Genomic DNA, 16776 nt, shown 5'->3' on the forward strand with positions numbered 1-16776 from the left:
CCTCTATAAGCGCGGCCTTGATCGGCATTCAGCTCGCCTCGGATTGCGGGTGCTGAGCCGTCCCTCGCGGACGATGCCCTGATGACACCAATCCCTAGAGGATATTGAAATGGCCGTTCCGAGAAGAAAAACCTCGCCGTCGCGCCGTGGCATGCGCCGCTCGGCAGACGCCATCAAGAAGCCGACCTATGTGGAAGACAAGGACTCCGGCGAGCTGCGTCGTCCGCACCATCTCGACCTCAAGACCGGCATGTACAAGGGCCGTCAGGTCCTGAAGAAGAAAGAGTCCTGAGTTAAGGACCTTTCTCCAGGCAGGATAATTGGGCCTGCCTGATTTCGGCCAACCCATGAGATATGACAGTGGCGGCGGCGGAGCTAATGCTTCGCCGCCGCATTGTCCTGTCTGGATATCTTGATCGAGAAGGCATTTCGCCGATGGTCGGTTTCCCGCTGCTTTTGATTCCGCTCGCGGTCTACAACATCATCGCCTTCCTGATGCCAACCGTGTCCTTCACGGATGTGCTGTTCAAGGTGCCGATGGTGTCAGGCGAGACCTGGCCGATCACGCTTGCCGACGTGATGCTGGCGCTCGGTATCGTGCTGCTGCTGCTCGAAGTTATTAAGGGCGCGCGGCCCGGCTCGAAATTCCTGATGGATCATCTGCTGTCACTGATCCTGTTCGGCGCGGCCGCGGCCGAATTCGTGATGTGGCCCAAATTCGGCAACTCGACCTTTTTCCTGCTGGTGCTGCTCGCGATGGCCGATTTCCTCGGCGGCATTGCCCAGCGCACGCGCCGCCGCGTCACCTATGTCGCCGAGACAACGGTGCCGGCGCCACGCAAGGCCAAGCGCCAGGTGGACGCTCCGGCGGGAGATGCCGCGGCCGAGCCCAAGTTCGAGCCGGTGTCCGCGCCGATCGCAGCACCGGCGGCACCGCCCGCGCCCTCGGCACAGTCGGTCGCCGAATCCGTGTTGATGGATCCTCCCGCACCGAAGCCGGTACAGAGCACGCCTTCGCCGGAAGTCCCCTCGCCGCATTTGCAGCCGGGTGCCGGCACGTCTCCGTCCCCCGACACGCCGCCGCGCTGATCGATTTCAAGCCACCTGCCGCGTGCGCGCACTGACGCTTTGCAGCGGGCGCTTGCCGCCATAGGCCGTCTGCGCATCTTCGGAGGAGGCGCGACGCAGCCGGCTTGCCTGGGGCAGATGTTCGGCATTGGCGATCAGCTGGGCGACGAAGCTCGGATCGGGGCGCGGCAACGGCGTCTTGTGGACCCATTGCAAAATCGGCAGTACCGGCACCAGGGCCGTGCCTGTGCCGTTATCCGCCGCGTCCGTTCGATCGGTACTCAACATCGCCATCACCGTTGATCCGGCAGAGCCTGTCGCGTTTCGGGACGCTGGCGCCGGGTGCGTGTCAGTACTCGCAAGGCCTATGCCGGACGGGCCGGTTTGGTTCCCCCGGCCTGTAGAAACGTGGTTTCCAAATTGTTTATCAACTTTGCCTAGGGTTGGGGACGAATCTAGCTCTATCCTGTGTCAGCTCAGGACTTTCCCGCTGTCCCGAAACGAGGCGATTTTGATCCCCGCATTACCGCAAGCCTCCGACATCCTGGCCGCCCTCGGCCAGGCCGTGTTTGCCTGGGATATCGGCAGTGATGCGATCGTCTGGGGTGACCAGGTCGCCAGCGTCTTTCCCGGGATTCCCGCCGAGCGGCTGGCGACGGGCGCCGAGTTCGCCAAGCTGATAGAGCCCGCACCATCGCTGCGGACCGCCGCGCTGGCGCAAGCCTATGCCGTGCATGGTGCCGACGGCACGCCCTACCGGGTCGAGTACGGCGTACGCATGAGCGCCGCCGATCCCGTGATCTGGATCGAGGAGACCGGCCGCTGGTTCGCCGGCCCCGACGGCCGCCCGGTGCGCGCGATCGGCTCGGTCCGAATCAACAATGAACGCCACGCCCGCGATGAGGAGCTGACCAAGCTGGCCCGGCTCGATCCGCTGACCGGCGAGCTCAATCGCTCTCATCTGATTGCCGCGCTGGCCGAGGCGATCGAGGAGACGACCCGCTTCCGCTCGACCGCGGCCTTCATGCTGGTCGGCATCGACCATCTTGCCCGCGTCAACGACGCCTTCGGCTTCGACGTTGCCGACGCCGTGATCCTCGACGTCGCCAAGCGCATCCGCTCGCGCCTGCGTGGCGGCGACGTGCTCGGCCGCTTTTCCGGCAACAAGTTCGGCCTGATCCTGAAGAACTGCACCGTCGACGACATGAATGTCGCCGCCGAGCGCTTCCTCGCCGGCATTCGCGACGATGTGGTGCCGACCAAATCCGGTCCGGTCTCGGTCACCGCCTCGATCGGCGCGGTCAGCGTACCGCGCTATGCCCGCAACACCGACGAGGCCGTCAACCGCGCCCATGAGACGCTGGATGCCGCCAAGCGCCGCCGCGTCGGCTCGTTCGCAGCATGGCGTCCGGATGCCACGCGCGACGCCCAGCGCCGCGTCAACATCCGCGTCACCGACGAAATCGTCACCGCGCTGAACGAGCGCCGCATCAAGCTCGCCTATGAGCCGGTGGTGTCGGCCGGCTCGCGCGAGCGCGCATTCCATGAATGCCTGGTGCGGATGGATCAGGGCGACGGCCAGGTGCTGCTCGCGCCCGACATCGTGCCGGTCGCCGAACGGCTCGGCCTGATCCGCCTGGTCGATCACCGTGTGCTCGAGCTCGTGGTGGCCGAGCTCGCCGCCGCGCCCGACATCTGCCTCAGCCTCAACATCTCGCCGGATACGACCATGGATCCGGACTGGTGGGCGGGCATCGAATCGCTGATGCAGGCCCATCCCGGCGTTGCCGAGCGGCTGATCGTCGAGATCACCGAGACGGTCGCGATCCAGGACATCGATGACGTCCGCGCCTTCGTCGGCCGCCTCAAGCATTTCGGCAGCCGTATCGCCATCGACGATTTTGGCGCCGGCTACACCTCATTCCGAAACTTGCGCAAGCTCGGCGTTGATATCGTGAAGATCGATGGCGCGTTCGTGCAGAACATCACCCATTCCGCCGACGACCGCGCCTTCGTGCAGACCCTGATCGATCTCGCCCGCCGCCTCGACATCAAGACCGTCGCCGAATGGGTGCAGGACGAAGAGGCCGCAAGCATGCTGCGCGACTGGGGCTGCGACTACATCCAGGGCCGCCTGATCGGGCTGGCATCTGGCGAGCGTCCGTGGGGGGCTTCAACGGATAGTGCGCTTCCTGCTGCATGCTGAGGTCTCGTAGGGTGGGCAAATGCGCACTTGCGCCGTGCCCACCATTCCTCCGTAATGGATACAGATCGTGGGCACGCTTCCGCCTTCGCTCTTCGAGCTAGGGCGGACAAGTCGCTTTGCCCACCCGACGAAACGTCACGCCCCCTCATCCAGCGCCACCAGCTCGCGCTTCTTGCGCAGCGACGGCAATAGCGGCGCGATCAGCAGCACCAGGGCAAACACGAGACACACCCCCGAGATCGGCCGCTGCACGAAGGTCCAGAGATCGCCCTGCGACAGGATCAGCGACTTGCGCAGATTGTTCTCCATCATCGGTCCCAGCACGAAGGCCAGCACCAGCGGCGCCGGTTCATAGCCGAGCTTGCGCATGAAATAGCCGATGATTCCGAACGCGATCATCACATAGACGTCGAACACATTGTTGCTGGAGCAGTAGACGCCCAGGATCGTGAACAGGATGATCAGGGGGAACAGGATGTTGTAGGGCAGCTTGAGCAGCTGCACCCACATGCCGATCATCGGCAGGTTCAGGATCAGCAGCATGACGTTGCCGATATACATGCTGGCGACGATGCCCCAGAACAGGCCGGGGTTTTGCGTGATCAGCAGCGGCCCCGGCTGCAGGCCGTGAATGACGAACGCGCCGAGCAGCAGCGCCATCACCACATTCGGCGGAATGCCGAGCGTCATCAGCGGAATGAAGGCGCCGCCCGCCGCGGCATTGTTCGCCGATTCCGGCCCGGCGACGCCTTCGATCGCGCCATGGCCGAAACGCTCCGGCGTCTTCGATAGCCGCTTCTCCAGCGCGTAGGAGGCGAAGGACGCCACGACGGCGCCGCCGCCCGGCAGGATGCCGAGGAAAAAGCCGAGGATGGTGCCGCGCCCGACCGGACCTGCGCTGGCCTTCCAGTCCTCCCTGGTGGGCAGCAGATGGGTGATCTTGGTGTTGATGATGTCGCGCTTGATTGCCTGCTCGGTGTTGAGCAGCACCTCGGCAACGCCGAACAGGCCCATCACGACAGGCACGAGCCCGATGCCGTCGATCAGCTCCATGCGGCCGAAGGTCAGGCGCGGCTGCGCCGTGATGCTGTCGAGCCCGATCAGTCCGAGCACGACGCCGATGCACGCCATCAGCAATGCCTTCGGCATCGAGCCCTGGGTCAGGAAGGTGAGCACGACGAGGCCGAGCACCATCAGGCTGAAATATTCGGCCGGGCCGAACGCGATGGCGACGCTGGCAAGCTTCGGCGCCACCAGCATCAAGGCGATCAGCGCGAACGTGCCGGCAATGAAGGAGCCGAAGGCGGAAATGCCGAGTGCAGGGCCAGCGCGTCCCTGCTTCGCCATCTGGTGGCCGTCGATGCAGGTGACGACGGAAGCTGCCTCGCCGGGGATGTTGACCAGGATCGAGGTGGTCGAGCCGCCATACATCGAGCCGTAATAGATCCCAGCCATCATGATGATGCCGGATTCCGGCGTGCCCGACAGCGTCACGGGCAGCAGCAGCGACATCGCCGAGATCGGCCCGATACCCGGCAGCACGCCGACCAGCGTTCCGATGAAGACACCGATGAAGCAGTAGAGCAGGTTGACCGGCAGCAGTGCGACGCCGAACCCATGCGCGACATTGACAAGCGTATCCATAGGGTCAGCCGATCCCGAACAGGCCCGAGGGCAGCTGGATCAACAGCAGCCGCTTGAGCACCCACCACATGCCTGATGGCACCAGCACGGCGATCGGGATCGCCAGCGTCCAACGAACGGGATCGATCAGCCGCAACAGCAGCAGCACCAGGGGGATCGACGACAGCAGGAAGCCGAGTGGTTCCAGCGCAATAGAGAATGCCACGAGACAGGCAATCAGCAGGAGCGGCTTGCTCCAGCGCACATTCTCCCAGCGCGAGGCCAGCGTCGGCGCGCCCTCGGTGACCGCCGAGACGATGATGGCGCCTGCGAACACGCACATCAGGATGCCCGTGTAGAACAGCACGTAGCCGGAGCCGGGATCGTTGATGGTGCCGAGCTTGAGCTTCATGCCGGACCAGATCACGAAGCCGCCGAGCGCGAACCCGATCAGTCCGCCCCAGAGCTCGGAATTGCTGAGGCGGAGTTTGACGTTGGTTGGATTGTTCATCGGCGCTCTCTCGGCCGTTCCCCGGACGCTGCGCAGCGCGAAGCGGTGCGCTGCAGAGCCGGGGCCCATGGGTTCGTGGCAAAGGTGGGTCCCGGCTCTGCGGTGCACCGCTGAAGAAGCGCTGCACCGCGTCCGGGACACGGAAGCGGCTCAGCCCTACTTCTTCGCGAGCCCGAGCGTATCGATCACCTTGCGCTCGGACTCCGTGACCTCGACCACGAACTTCTTGTAGTCCTCGGTGTTCTTGTAGTTCGGCACCATGTCGTATTTTGCGAGCGTAGCCACGACCGCCGGATCCTCGACCGCCTTCTTGAAGGCATCGTGCAGCTTGGCGACGATCTTTGGATCCATGCCTTTCGGGCCGGCGATGCCGAAGGGGGAATCATAGACCATGGGATAGCCGAGCTCCTTCAGCGTCGGCGCATCGGGATAGTTCGGCGAGCGTGCGCCGGTCCACACCATCAGCAGCCGCAGTTTGCCGGCGTCGACCAGCGGCCGCCATCCCGTGGAGTCCGCCTGAAGCATGGTGTGCTGTCCCAGCACCGCGGCGTTGGTCTCCGCGCCGCCCTTGAATGGGACTTGCGTCAACTTGATGCCGGACATTCCGGCGATCTGCTCCATGCCGATGTGCAGCGAGGTGCCGGCGCCCGGCGTGGCATAGGTCACCTTGCCCGGATTTGCCTTGGCGAACTCCACCACGTCCTTCCAGCTCTTGAACTGCGACTCCGCGCTGGTGGTCACGCCGAAGGTGTAGCCGGTGAGATGGATGATGTAGGTGAAATCCTTCGCCGGATCCCACGACACTTCCTGCATCAAGGGCAGGCGGAACACGGTGATCGGAATCTGCGAGATGGTGTAGCCATCCGGCTTCGCGGCCGCCGCCATGGTCGCAGGTCCCACCGTGCCGCCGCCGCCGGCCTTGTTGTCGATCACGATCGGCTGCCCCAGCACCTTCGAGGCGCTGTCGGCGATGGCGCGCATGGAGATATCGGTCGATCCGCCGGCCGGCCATGGCACGATCAGCGTGATCGGCTTGCTGGGATAGTCTTGCGCGCTGGCGGCAGTCGAGAGCAATGCGCCCATGACAGCACGCATCGCGGCAAATGCGATCGTCTTCAGCCCGTATCGCGGCATCGAAACTCCTCCCCTCGCGGCGGCCTCTTTGCGGGCCGCCGTTTCTCGTTCTTGCGCGGCGATTGTTCCTGAAATCGAGGGAGAAGAAAAGCGCATTGCGCGGATCGCGGGTGCCGGGCGGTGGGGGGAGCCCGGTCGAGGCGGCACATGCGACAATTCGTCGTTTGGTCGTGTGCCGAGAGACGGAATTTGAGGAAGCAGAAAGCCGCTACGCCACGCGCCGGACCCTGTTCAGCGTCTCGATGGTGCGGCTGACCTCCGATGCGGGGCACGGCCTGCCGAAATAATAGCCCTGCACGGCGGTGCAGCCGCATTCGCGGACGAAGTCGAGTTGCTCCTCGGTCTCCACGCCCTCCGCGGTCGTTTCGACGCCGAGCACGGAGCCGAGGCTCGCGATGGTGCGGACGATGGCAACGCTCTCCGGACTTTCGCCGAGCGTGCCGACAAAGGAGCGATCGATCTTGATGCGATCGAATGGAAATTTGCGTAAATAGCTCAGCGAGGAATAGCCGACGCCGAAATCGTCGAGGCTGACGCGGACCCCTAACGCGCGAAGCTGGTGCAGGATCTCGATCGTCGCGTCGCTGTCGTCGAGCAGCGCCGTCTCGGTGACCTCGAGCTCGAGCCGTTGCGGCGGCAGGCCGGCTTCGGCAAGTGCGCTCGTGACCATCGCCACCAGCCCGCGCGAGCGGAACTGCACCGGCGACAGATTTACCGCGACGGTGACATCGGGCCAGGACGCGGCGGTCGCACAGGCGCTGCGCAGCACCCATTCGCCGATCGGAACGATCAATCCGGTCTCTTCAGCGATCGGAATGAACTCGGCCGGCGAGACGAAGCCGCGCGAGGGATGTTTCCAGCGCAGCAGCGCCTCGAACCCGGTGAGCTCGGACGAATCGAGCCGCAGCTGCGGCTGGAATACCAGATGGAACTCACTCGCCTCGAGCGCGCCGCGCAGATCGTGCTCCAGCGCGTGCCGACTGCGCGCCTCTTCCTCCATCTCGGGCTCGAACAGCTGATAGGCGCCGCGCCCCTTGGCCTTGGCCTGGTACAGCGCGAGATCGGCGCATTTCATCAGCTCGTCGGCATCGAGCCCGTGATCGGGCGCGATCGCGATGCCGACGGAGACGCCGACATGGATCGACTGGCTTTCCAGCGGCGGCGGATGACCGATGACCTCGACCAGGCGCCGGGCCAGCTTTTCCGCCGATTGCGGCTGCGGTCCGCGCTGGAGGACGGCGAACTCGTCGCCGCCAAGGCGCGCAACGGTGTCGTGCTCGCCGACATTCTCCTTCAGTCGCGCCGCGACCCAGCGCAGCAGCCGGTCGCCGGCGGCGTGGCCGAGGCGGTCGTTGACGGTCTTGAAATTGTCGAGGTCGAAGCACAGCACGGCCATGGCGCCGCCGGCGATCGCGACCTGGTTCAGTCCCTCGCCCATCTTTTCGCGGAACAGCATGCGGTTGGGCAGGTCGGTCAACGAATCGTGCCGCGCCATGTGCGCGACGCGCGCCTGGGCCTTGTGGCGCTCGGTGACGTCCTCGTAGGTGACGACCCAACCGCCATGCTCCATCCGCTTGTGATTGAGCTTGATGATGCGGCCGTCGCTCAAATGGCGATGCAGCGTATGCTCGCCCTCGCGCAGCCGCTCGACGTAATCGGCATAGAGCCGCGCGGCTGTGGTGTTCTGATGGATGCCGAGCTCGCAGCTGTGCTCCATGATTTCGCGCATCGAGATGCCGGGCTTCACGATGTCAGGCGACAGGCCGTACATCTCGATGTAGCGACGATTGCACACGATGACGCGCAGGCTCGCATCGAGCATGCACAGGCCCTGGCCCATGTTGTTCAGCGCCGCGTCGAAGCGGCGATACTGCTCGCTCAGCTCCTCGATCGCGTGCTCGCGTTCGGTGATGTCCTCGTAAGTGGCGACGAAGCCGCCCTGGGCCAGAGCGCAGTACCTGACCGAAATCACGGTGTCGTTCGACATCCGTCGGCGCATCGGGGAGGCGTCGTGATTGGCGATCCTCGCACTGGCGGCTTCCAGCAGCTGTTGCGGGCTGTATTCAGAAGAGAACGCGCCGTTCGCCATCGAGCGCTCGATCAACTCGGCGAGATGCGTGCCGGGCCTGGTCTCCTCCGGCGACAGCAGGTAGATCTTGCGGTAGGTGGCGTTGCAGACGCGAAGGCGCATGTCGCTGTCGTAGAAGGCGAGCCCGTGCGCCATGTTCTCCATCGCGGCATCGAGGATGAAGTTCTGCTGCCGCAGCGTCTCTTCGTATTGCAGCCGCTCGGTGACGTCCTCGTGCACGGTGACCCAGCCGCCGTCGGGCAGGAAGCGGGAGACCGTCTGCACCATGCGTCCGTCATAACGCATCACCAGCAGGGATTTCGCCTTTCTGGTGCGCACGTCCTCCAGCCTGGATTTATGGAATTCGTCTGTCGGCATGCCCGGCAAATTGCCGCGCGATACCCAATGATCGAGCACCTCGCGATGCGAGGCGCCCGGCTTCATGATCTCGGGGTCGAGATTGTAGAGCTTCAGGAGACGTTCGTTGCAGACGACGACACGGCTGTCGGCATCGTACATGATGAGCCCGTGCGACATGTTAGAGAGCGCGTGCTGGCTGCGCTCGGTCTGCACGCGCAACTCCGTCTCGAGCCGGGCGAGGCGCGTGACATCGTCGCAGATCGTCATCCAGCCGCCGCCGGGAAGCGGCTTGAGCTCAAGCGACATGACGAGGCCGGTCGCAAGCTGCTGCTCGGCCCGGAACGGCTTTCCCCCCGCGATCTGCGCGATCCGCGCCGAGTAGAGCGTGTCGAGCTGGTCTTGGGGAAAGTTGCCGCGCATCGCACTATGCGCAAGCACCTCGCGGTAGCTCGTGCCCACGCGCACGACGTCGGCCGACATGTCGAACAGCGACAGGTAACGCTGGTTGACCAGCACGATCCGGTTGTCAGCATCGTAGACGCAGACGCCTTGTTCCATGTGGTCGAGCGCAAGCTGGCTCAGCGCGACCAGGGCCTCCGGGCCCTGCTCGCGGCGTGCACCAAGCTCGTTGTCGCGGGTCGACGTCATGGGATCGGCGGGATCTCGGCGGGCAATAGACTTAACGCAACCTAATTCAGCCGCCGAGGGTAGCGAAGAGGCCGGAAAATTCCCTTAAGCGCAGTAGTTTACGGAGGGTGACTGGCGATGGAGCGCGCGTTCAGATTGCTGAGGTGCCTGCAAGAGTTGGCCGCGAGGGAGCAACATATCAGGTGTCGTCCCTGCAAAAGCAGGGACCCATAACCACAGGGAGATGTTTGGCGAAGGCTCGAAGTAAAGGAGCCCGCGGTACAACTATCGGGGCTTAGAGACAGATCACGCGGTATGGGTCCCTGCGTTCGCAGGGACGACAGCGGTGGTCTGGTCCGACGGCCTTCCCTACGGCCCGTACAACACCAGTTCCGTATCGGTGAGATCGCCGAGCTGCGGCCGATCCGGGCCCTTGAAGTATTTGCGACCGCGCCGCTCGGTATAAATACCGACCAGGCCGGGAATCGGGCCATTGGAATCGATCGCCACCGCGATCTTGCCGAGGCGAAGCAGCAGCCGGCCGATGCGGCCTGCGCAGGCGGCGTATTCCGAGGCGCTGCGGCAATAGATCAGCTTCATCGCAGGAGGCGCGATGAAGCCGCGGCGGATGCGCACCGGTTGCAGGATGAAGGGGAACGTTCCCTTCGGCGTGCGGCAAACCAGGCTGAGGCAATTGTAGCGCGCATGCCGCGTCAGCAGCTCGGTTTCGGCTTCGGAAAGTCCCTCGATCGTCTTGGCGTGAGGCGAGATGACCTCGATCTCGCTCCAGCGCGGGGGCCGTGCCAGGGCGGGAACCGAGAAGAATATGCCGCGGCAATAGGCGCGAAAGCCCTGCGTCTCGATGATCGGCCAGGTCCACGGCGCCGGGCTGATGTTGAAATAGGTCACGTCCTTGTGCCGCTGCGCAATCTTGGTCAGCAGCGGGGCATAGTTGCGGTAGGCCGGATCGACATACCAGCTCGACAGATTGCACTGGATGGCGGTCTCTTCGCCGTTCTTCCGCGCCGTGTAGATCAGCAGCAGCACGCCGACCGGCGTGCCGTCACTCTCGAGCATGTAGCCGAAGCGCGGATAGCCCTCCGGCACGGACCGGAAGGCCTGCCGGCGCAGGCCCTGGATCCAATAGTTCCGCGAGCGGCCGACGAAGCCGCGCGTCAGCAGGTCCGCGACCGCTTCGGCGTCGGACTCGGCGATCTCGCGGCATCGCACCTTGGTGTGAATCACGCTTGTCTTACCCGTGGAAATGACAGGCCTCGTTTGGTCTATTGTTTCAGCATGGTCTTTTCGGAAGACCGCTTCGCACTTTCGCCGACGCGGTCCTTCGGATCCGGATCATGCCGTTAGCGCCAGCCCTCGACATGGGCGTCGGCCGTGCCCCGCGGCTGCAGGCCCAGGACGTCCCGCACCTTGGCGGGCCAGGCGGAAAGGTCGGTGCCGTGGGTGTGGAACATGGCGACCGCCAGCCGGTCCATGCCGAAGGCGACGCAGCCGGTGTGGGCCGGTTCGCCGCCGGCATCCTGGATTCCCCAGGTCGTGCCGAAATGCTCGCGGTGATAGTTGAAGCTCATGCAGGCCGTCGGCTGCTCTTCCGAGCGCAGCGGAATGAGCAGCTCGAACTTGAGCTGTTGCTGCTTCTGGCTCACCGCCTTCATCTGGCCGACGCGACCGAAGAAAGGATCGCTGGCATAGTCGACACGGAAGGTGAGGCCGAGGTCGGTCGCGATCGCCTGCGCGCGCACCATCCAGCGCTCACGGAAATCGGCGACGTCATCGGGGCTGCCGATGCAGACATATTCGCGCATCCGGAACGATTGCAGCCGGTCGAGATGCTTCGACGGCTCGCGGCGGAAGCAATCCGCGGCAACGTCGAAACGCAGACCGCCCTTCGGCAAGGGGCCGCGGCTCGCCGCGATCGGATAGACCGGATAGCAGGCGGCGGGCGACAGCACGAGATCGGCGGGAGACAGCGAGGTGGTCCAGTCGCCGCCGGCGTCGAAGCGGCTCACCGCGGCGTTGATCTCGCGCTCGGTCCCGTGCAGACCGCAAACGCAGCCGAGCAGGTTCGGAAAGCTCTTGAGGTAGCCGGATTTCTCCAGCTGGGCCCGGCTCATCACCGGCGGGAAACGCATCACCTCGGTGCCGCTCTCGCGATGGTTCGTGATCAGCGCGGCGAGCTTCTCGACGATGCCTTCATAGAGTGCGGTGCGGGCGTAGACGCCGTCGGCGCCCATGCGGTGGAACAGCTTGTCGGCGAGGTGATCGAGCGGATCGATCATCTGCGGCGCGGTCGCGGGCGAGTCGGGGAGAATGGCAATATTCATGGCGCGATGTCCTGCTATCTCAAAATTGTTGTTGTTGATTCAATCGTGGAGGCTTGTCGGCACGCCACTCATCAGCGTCGATGTCGCGGCATTGGCCAGAATACGGTCGTTGTTGATCATGATCGGGGACGACAGCACGTCGCGGAGGTGCCGGCCCATGGTGAACTCGCCGTCGTTGCGGTAGCCGGAGAGGCCGGCTGTGCGCATCGCATGCATCACGGTCTCGACCGCGAGTTCGGAAGCCTGCACCTTCAGCAGCGTGATCGAGGACTGGAAATCGAGCGAGCCGAGGGCGCGCTCGTCATGTTCGGCGCGGGCAAAGGCATCGATATTGGCCGACAGCAGCGCACGCAGCTTTGCCAGCGACATCTTGGCGGCGGTGAAATGTGCCGCGGCCGGCGGCATCTGGCCGCCGGAGGTGCGGGCCGCCTTGCGGACGAAGGCTTGCGCGCGGGTCACGGCTGCGGCGGCGATGCCGGCCCAGGCCGACGACCAGCACAGATGTGCGAACGGCGTCATGGTCTGGGCGTGGATCTTGTCATAGGATTCCGGGAAGACGCGATCGGCGGGACAGTCGACCTTCAGCTCGAAGCCAGTCGAGCAGGTGCCGCGCATGCCGAGCGTTTCCCAGCCCAGCGTCCGCTTCAGCGAATAATCGTCCTTGGCGAGCGCCAGCAGAACCTGGTCGGAGGCAGCGGCCTCGGTGGCGCGGCGGGCGATGGTGACGAGGCCGTCGGCTTCCGCGCCGTAGGAGATCACGGTGGCGTCGCGCACCAGCGAGACGGTGTCGCCGGCGTGATCGACGGCAGCGGCGCTGGCCCTGATGTTGCCGCCGTTCTGGCCTTCGGTGGTGGAGGAGGCGAGCAACCACTGGTCGCGGGCGACCCGGCGCATCATGGTCTCCATCCAGGGGATGCCGTGGCCGTGCCTGACGACGCAGGCGACCTTGGTCTGGTGCATCGCGTAGATCATCGCGGTCGAGGCGCAGGCGCGTCCGAGCGTGTAGCAGATGTCGGTGACGTCGTAGATGGAGGCACCGAAGCCGCCGAACTCGACCGGGATCATGACGCCGAGCAGTTTCTGCTCGCGCGCGACCTCGAAAGCCCTGTGCGGGAAACGAGCGTCGCGATCGACCCCGTCTGCGTCGGCCGCGGCAGCTGCGGCGGTTCGGGCGGCGCGCTCGATCAGGGAGGGACCCTGCTCGAGGAAGCCCGTCTGCGTTTCGTCGACAGTGAGGACTGCTTCACGCACGTTCATACTCGTCCGCCTCCGGTTTGCCGTTCGAGATCGCCGGCATCATTCGCGATGCGCGTAAGCGATCCTCCGGCCATCTTTGCTTGTGAGATGAGGCTACGGATTTAATTCAAATTCGTCGATGAAATAGAGGGTAAACAAAGCCCAATTCCGAACGAACAGTTAAGGTCCGGTTGTTTGCATCACCCGTTTTTCCAGCATCGCGTTAGGACTCTGGAAGAAGCCTGAATTTCAGACAATCTGAGTCATCGTTTACTAAGAAACGCGAAGTATTGGTGTCGCCCATTGCGGGACCAGCAGGCCGTGCCCATCGTAGCGGCAAGCGGTCCGACCTTTGACAGACAGACGGGAATTTGCCGATGCAATCCTTTGATACCGACGTACGCAATCGCATCATCAAGCTGGTGAAGGGCATCCTCGAGCAGAATTCGCTCACGGCCGATGTCGCGCCGTCTGCCAAGCTCGTCGATGTCGGCCTGACCTCGATGGACATGGTCAATCTGATGCTCGGCGTCGAAGCTGAGTTCGACTTCACCATCCCGCAAGCCGAGATCACGCCTGAGAACTTCCAGTCCGTCGAGACGCTGGAGCGGATGGTGGCGACCCAGCTGCAGCTGGCGGCCGCGGCTTAGGTCGCGCGCGCCTCTTTCTCCGGGTCGTCCCTGCGTGCGCAGGGACGACATCGAGCGTGAGGCGAACGCCGTCGCTCTTCACGCCACCGGCATCCCCCCACCACCCCAGTTCCAAAACCGCCGCAAAACTGGCATAGCTTAACCATGTCGCACGTGGCGAACAGGGTGGAGCGGGCATGACGCAGGCGGTATTGGGCATCATCGGCGGCTCGGGCATTTATGATTTGCCGGGCCTCGAGGGCGCGCGCGAAGAGGTGATCAGGAGCCCCTGGGGCGAGCCGTCGGCGCCCGTGCGCCGCGGCACCATCGCAGGGTTGCCGATTGTATTCCTGCCGCGGCACGACAAGGGGCACCGGCTGTCGCCCTCTGACATCAACTACCGCGCCAATATCGACGTTCTGAAGCGGGCCGGTGTCACCGATTTGATCTCGCTGTCGGCCTGCGGTTCCTTCAGGGAGGAACTGCCGCCGGGCACCTTCGTTCTCGTCGATCAGTTCGTCGACCGCACCCATAAGCGCGAGAGCTCGTTCTTCGGCCGGGGCTGTGTCGCCCATGTGTCGATGGCGCATCCGGTTTCTCCACGTCTGCGCATTCATCTTGCTGCGGCCGCGGAAGCCGAAAGCATCGCGATCGCGCGTGGCGGCACTTATGTCTGCATGGAAGGGCCGCAATTCTCCACCCATGCGGAGAGCATGACCTATAAGACGCTGGGCTATTCCGTGATCGGCATGACCAACATGCCGGAGGCGAAGCTCGCGCGTGAGGCGGAGATCTGTTACGCCACGGTGGCGATGGTGACGGATTTCGACTGTTGGCATCCCGATCACGATGCCGTCACCGTGCAGGATATCATCCGCGTGCTGACGTCGAACGCCGACAAGGCGAAAGCGCTGGTGGCGCGGCTGGCAAAGGATTTTCCGCGCGAGCACGAGCCCTGTCCGATCGGCTCGGATCGCGCGCTCGACACCGCGCTGATCACCGCACCCGAGGCGCGCGATCCCGAGCTTCTGAAGAAGCTCGACGCGGTGGCCGGGCGCATCCTGCGCGTGAAGTGAGAGGCAGAATGCCATGAAGGTCGACGGCAAGCATTTCCGCAGCATCTGGCGCGAGCATGACGGCTGGTCAATCGGTGCGATCGACCAGCGCCGGCTGCCGCATGAGTTCGTCGTCGCGAAGCTGACATCTTGCGAAGACGCAGCCGTCGCCATCCGCGACATGCTGGTGCGGGGCGCGCCGCTGATCGGTGCCACCGCGGCCTACGGCATGGCGCTCGCCATGCGCGAGGACGCCTCCGACGCCGGCCTGAAGCGCGCTTACGACACCCTCGTAGTGGCGCGGCCGACCGCGATCAATCTGAAATGGGCGCTGGACGAGATGCGCATGGCGCTCGCGCCGATCGATCCGCTGGAGCGCGCCGAGGCAGCCTATGCGCGTGCCGACGAGATCGTCGAGCAGGATGTCGAGATCAATCGCGGTATCGCCGGCAACGGCTTGAAGCTGATCGAGGCAATCGCATCGAAGAAGCGGGGCGAGATCGTCAACGTGCTGACCCATTGCAACGCCGGTTGGCTCGCCACCGTCGACTGGGGCACGGCGACGGCGCCGATCTATCTTGCACACGAACGCGGCATCAAGATCCATGTCTGGGTCGACGAAACACGTCCGCGCAACCAGGGCGCCTCGCTCACCGCCTGGGAGCTCGGCCATCACGGCGTGCCGCACACCGTGATCCCCGACAACACCGGCGGGCACCTGATGCAGCACGGCATGGTCGATCTCGCCATCGTCGGCACCGACCGTGTCGCCGCCAATGGCGATGTCTGCAACAAGATCGGCACCTACCTGAAGGCGCTCGCCGCCCACGACAACGGCGTGCCGTTCTATGTCGCGCTGCCGTCGCCGACGATCGATTTTGCCGTCCATGACGGCATCCGCGATATTCCGATCGAGCAGCGCAGCGGCGTTGAAGTCACCGACATGACTGGCCGCACCGCGGATGGAAGGCTGGAGACGGTGCGCATCGTGCCCGAGGGATCGCCGGTCGCGAATTATGCCTTCGATGTGACGCCGGCACGGCTCGTGACGGGCTTGATCACCGAGCGCGGCGTGCTGAAGCCGGATCGCAACGAGCTGGCGGCCGCGTTTCCGGAGCGGATCGCGGCGGCGGAGTAGGCTCCGCCCTCATTGCGAGCTCTCGTAGGGTGGGCAAAGGCGCGGAAGCGCCGTGCCCACCATCTGATTGTGGTGGGCACGCTTTCGCTTTGGCCACCCTACGGCTTCGTGCCTCGCAACGACGAGGTGCCTACCCGAGCTTCAACCCCGTCGCCGCCTCAAGCTCCGCGATCGCCTGGGCGCCGCTCGTCACCTTGATCGTGGTCATGCCCATCTCGCGCGCGGGCTTCAGATTGACGCCGAGATCGTCGAGATAGACGCAATTGTTCGGATCGACCTTCAGCGTCTCGACCATCAGCCTGTAGATTCGCGGATCAGGCTTGCGCAGGCCGATCTTGGCGGATTCGATCACGTGGTCGAACAACACCATGACTTCGGCGATGTAGAGGGAGCGCCCGGTCATGCTGCCGATGGCATTGGCAGGCAGATTGTTGGTGATGCAGCCGGTCTTGAATTGCGCCTTGATGCGCTTCAATGCCTCGACCATCTCGGGGCGCAGATCGCCCTGCAGCAGCGGCAGCACGTCGCGGCCGCGCACCTCCGCACCGAGTGCGAGCGATTCCGTCGCGAACAATTCGTCGAAGGTGTCGATATCGACTTCGGCCCGCTCGAACTTGGCCCAGGCGTTTTCCAAATGGTTGGCGGCGTTGGTCCTGCGTATGATGTCGACGGGCAAGCCGCGCTCGGTCTCGAACCGCGCGAATGCCTCGAACGGCGAACTCGTCAGCACGCCGCCAAAATCAAAGATCACAGCTTCGATCGCCAATGTCCTGCCCTCG

At 64.4% G+C, this 16776-nt stretch carries 15 protein-coding genes; 6 read left to right on the plus strand and 9 right to left on the minus strand.

Going from position 1 to position 16776, the window contains the following annotated elements; genetic code table 11:
* Positions 1-109 precede the first annotated feature (109 nt).
* A complete protein-coding gene (gene rpmF, locus RAD04_RS26930) occupies positions 110-292 on the plus strand; it encodes a 50S ribosomal protein L32 (RefSeq protein WP_007598106.1) in 183 nt (60 codons plus the stop codon).
* Between the two features lie 143 nt (positions 293-435).
* The gene (locus RAD04_RS26935; RefSeq protein ID WP_461626205.1) at positions 436-1089 is read left to right on the plus strand and encodes a hypothetical protein; all 654 of its coding nucleotides are present in this window, start codon (positions 436-438) and stop codon (positions 1087-1089) included.
* Between the two features lie 6 nt (positions 1090-1095).
* On the opposite strand, the gene RAD04_RS26940 is transcribed toward RAD04_RS26935, so the two are convergent.
* Positions 1096-1356: a hypothetical protein gene (locus RAD04_RS26940; RefSeq protein ID WP_271593997.1), complete on the minus strand. Its 261-nt coding sequence runs from the start codon at positions 1354-1356 to the stop codon at positions 1096-1098.
* A 223-nt stretch (positions 1357-1579) separates the two neighbouring features.
* On the opposite strand from RAD04_RS26940, the gene RAD04_RS26945 reads away from it, so the two are divergent.
* Positions 1580-3274, plus strand: a complete 1695-nt coding sequence (locus RAD04_RS26945) for an EAL domain-containing protein (RefSeq protein WP_461626206.1) — start codon at positions 1580-1582, stop codon at positions 3272-3274.
* A gap of 135 nt (positions 3275-3409) precedes the next feature.
* Here the strand turns inward: RAD04_RS26945 and RAD04_RS26950 are convergent, their stop codons facing one another.
* From RAD04_RS26950 to RAD04_RS26980, 7 genes are all read right to left on the minus strand, one after another.
* A complete protein-coding gene (locus tag RAD04_RS26950; protein WP_092251593.1) occupies positions 3410-4918 on the minus strand; it encodes a tripartite tricarboxylate transporter permease in 1509 nt (502 codons plus the stop codon).
* A 4-nt stretch (positions 4919-4922) separates the two neighbouring features.
* Entirely contained in the window at positions 4923-5408 is a 486-nt protein-coding gene (locus RAD04_RS26955; protein ID WP_461616223.1) for a tripartite tricarboxylate transporter TctB family protein, read from the minus strand.
* 156 nt (positions 5409-5564) lie between these two features.
* Entirely contained in the window at positions 5565-6542 is a 978-nt protein-coding gene (locus tag RAD04_RS26960) for a tripartite tricarboxylate transporter substrate binding protein (protein WP_461626207.1), read from the minus strand.
* A gap of 208 nt (positions 6543-6750) precedes the next feature.
* Complete coding sequence (locus tag RAD04_RS26965; RefSeq protein WP_461626208.1) at positions 6751-9618, minus strand: PAS-domain containing protein; 2868 nt, start codon at positions 9616-9618, stop codon at positions 6751-6753.
* A gap of 348 nt (positions 9619-9966) precedes the next feature.
* On the minus strand, positions 9967-10842 hold the full coding sequence (locus RAD04_RS26970) for an acyl-CoA acyltransferase (RefSeq protein WP_461626209.1): 876 nt from the start codon (positions 10840-10842) through the stop codon (positions 9967-9969).
* A gap of 116 nt (positions 10843-10958) precedes the next feature.
* The gene (locus RAD04_RS26975; RefSeq protein ID WP_461626210.1) at positions 10959-11939 is read right to left on the minus strand and encodes an amino acid--[acyl-carrier-protein] ligase; all 981 of its coding nucleotides are present in this window, start codon (positions 11937-11939) and stop codon (positions 10959-10961) included.
* A 39-nt stretch (positions 11940-11978) separates the two neighbouring features.
* Positions 11979-13196, minus strand: coding sequence for an acyl-CoA dehydrogenase family protein (locus RAD04_RS26980; protein ID WP_461626211.1), 1218 nt, complete (start codon positions 13194-13196; stop codon positions 11979-11981).
* Positions 13197-13552: 356 nt separating this feature from the next.
* Here RAD04_RS26980 and RAD04_RS26985 point away from each other — a divergent pair, with 356 nt between their 5' ends.
* The 3 genes from RAD04_RS26985 (at position 13553) to mtnA (ending at position 15997) form a co-directional block, all read left to right on the plus strand.
* Positions 13553-13825, plus strand: coding sequence for a phosphopantetheine-binding protein (locus RAD04_RS26985; RefSeq protein ID WP_461626212.1), 273 nt, complete (start codon positions 13553-13555; stop codon positions 13823-13825).
* A gap of 176 nt (positions 13826-14001) precedes the next feature.
* A complete protein-coding gene (locus tag RAD04_RS26990; protein WP_461626213.1) occupies positions 14002-14880 on the plus strand; it encodes an S-methyl-5'-thioadenosine phosphorylase in 879 nt (292 codons plus the stop codon).
* A gap of 13 nt (positions 14881-14893) precedes the next feature.
* Positions 14894-15997 carry an S-methyl-5-thioribose-1-phosphate isomerase gene (mtnA, locus tag RAD04_RS26995; protein ID WP_461626214.1) on the plus strand — a complete coding sequence of 368 codons (1104 nt, stop codon included), beginning with the start codon at positions 14894-14896 and terminating at the stop codon, positions 15995-15997.
* A gap of 130 nt (positions 15998-16127) precedes the next feature.
* Here the strand turns inward: mtnA and RAD04_RS27000 are convergent, their stop codons facing one another.
* Entirely contained in the window at positions 16128-16763 is a 636-nt protein-coding gene (locus tag RAD04_RS27000; RefSeq protein WP_018316768.1) for an HAD-IA family hydrolase, read from the minus strand.
* Positions 16764-16776 lie beyond the last annotated feature (13 nt).

This window comes from Bradyrhizobium sp. 25ACV (genome assembly GCF_054863005.1).

Bases quoted from the DNA above. Each gene is read 5' to 3' on its own strand.
- RAD04_RS26960 (WP_461626207.1), bottom strand. From the start codon at position 6,542: ATGCCGCGATACGGGCTGAAGACGATCGCATTTGCCGCGATGCGTGCT.
- RAD04_RS26940 (WP_271593997.1), bottom strand. From the start codon at position 1,356: ATGTTGAGTACCGATCGAACGGACGCGGCGGATAACGGCACAGGCACG.
- RAD04_RS26950 (WP_092251593.1), bottom strand. From the start codon at position 4,918: ATGGATACGCTTGTCAATGTCGCGCATGGGTTCGGCGTCGCACTGCTG.
- RAD04_RS26935 (WP_461626205.1), top strand. From the start codon at position 436: ATGGTCGGTTTCCCGCTGCTTTTGATTCCGCTCGCGGTCTACAACATC.
- mtnA (WP_461626214.1), top strand. From the start codon at position 14,894: ATGAAGGTCGACGGCAAGCATTTCCGCAGCATCTGGCGCGAGCATGAC.
- rpmF (WP_007598106.1), top strand. From the start codon at position 110: ATGGCCGTTCCGAGAAGAAAAACCTCGCCGTCGCGCCGTGGCATGCGC.
- RAD04_RS26955 (WP_461616223.1), bottom strand. From the start codon at position 5,408: ATGAACAATCCAACCAACGTCAAACTCCGCCTCAGCAATTCCGAGCTC.
- RAD04_RS26980 (WP_461626211.1), bottom strand. From the start codon at position 13,196: ATGAACGTGCGTGAAGCAGTCCTCACTGTCGACGAAACGCAGACGGGC.
- RAD04_RS26975 (WP_461626210.1), bottom strand. From the start codon at position 11,939: ATGAATATTGCCATTCTCCCCGACTCGCCCGCGACCGCGCCGCAGATG.
- RAD04_RS26985 (WP_461626212.1), top strand. From the start codon at position 13,553: ATGCAATCCTTTGATACCGACGTACGCAATCGCATCATCAAGCTGGTG.
- RAD04_RS26965 (WP_461626208.1), bottom strand. From the start codon at position 9,618: ATGACGTCGACCCGCGACAACGAGCTTGGTGCACGCCGCGAGCAGGGC.
- RAD04_RS26990 (WP_461626213.1), top strand. From the start codon at position 14,002: ATGACGCAGGCGGTATTGGGCATCATCGGCGGCTCGGGCATTTATGAT.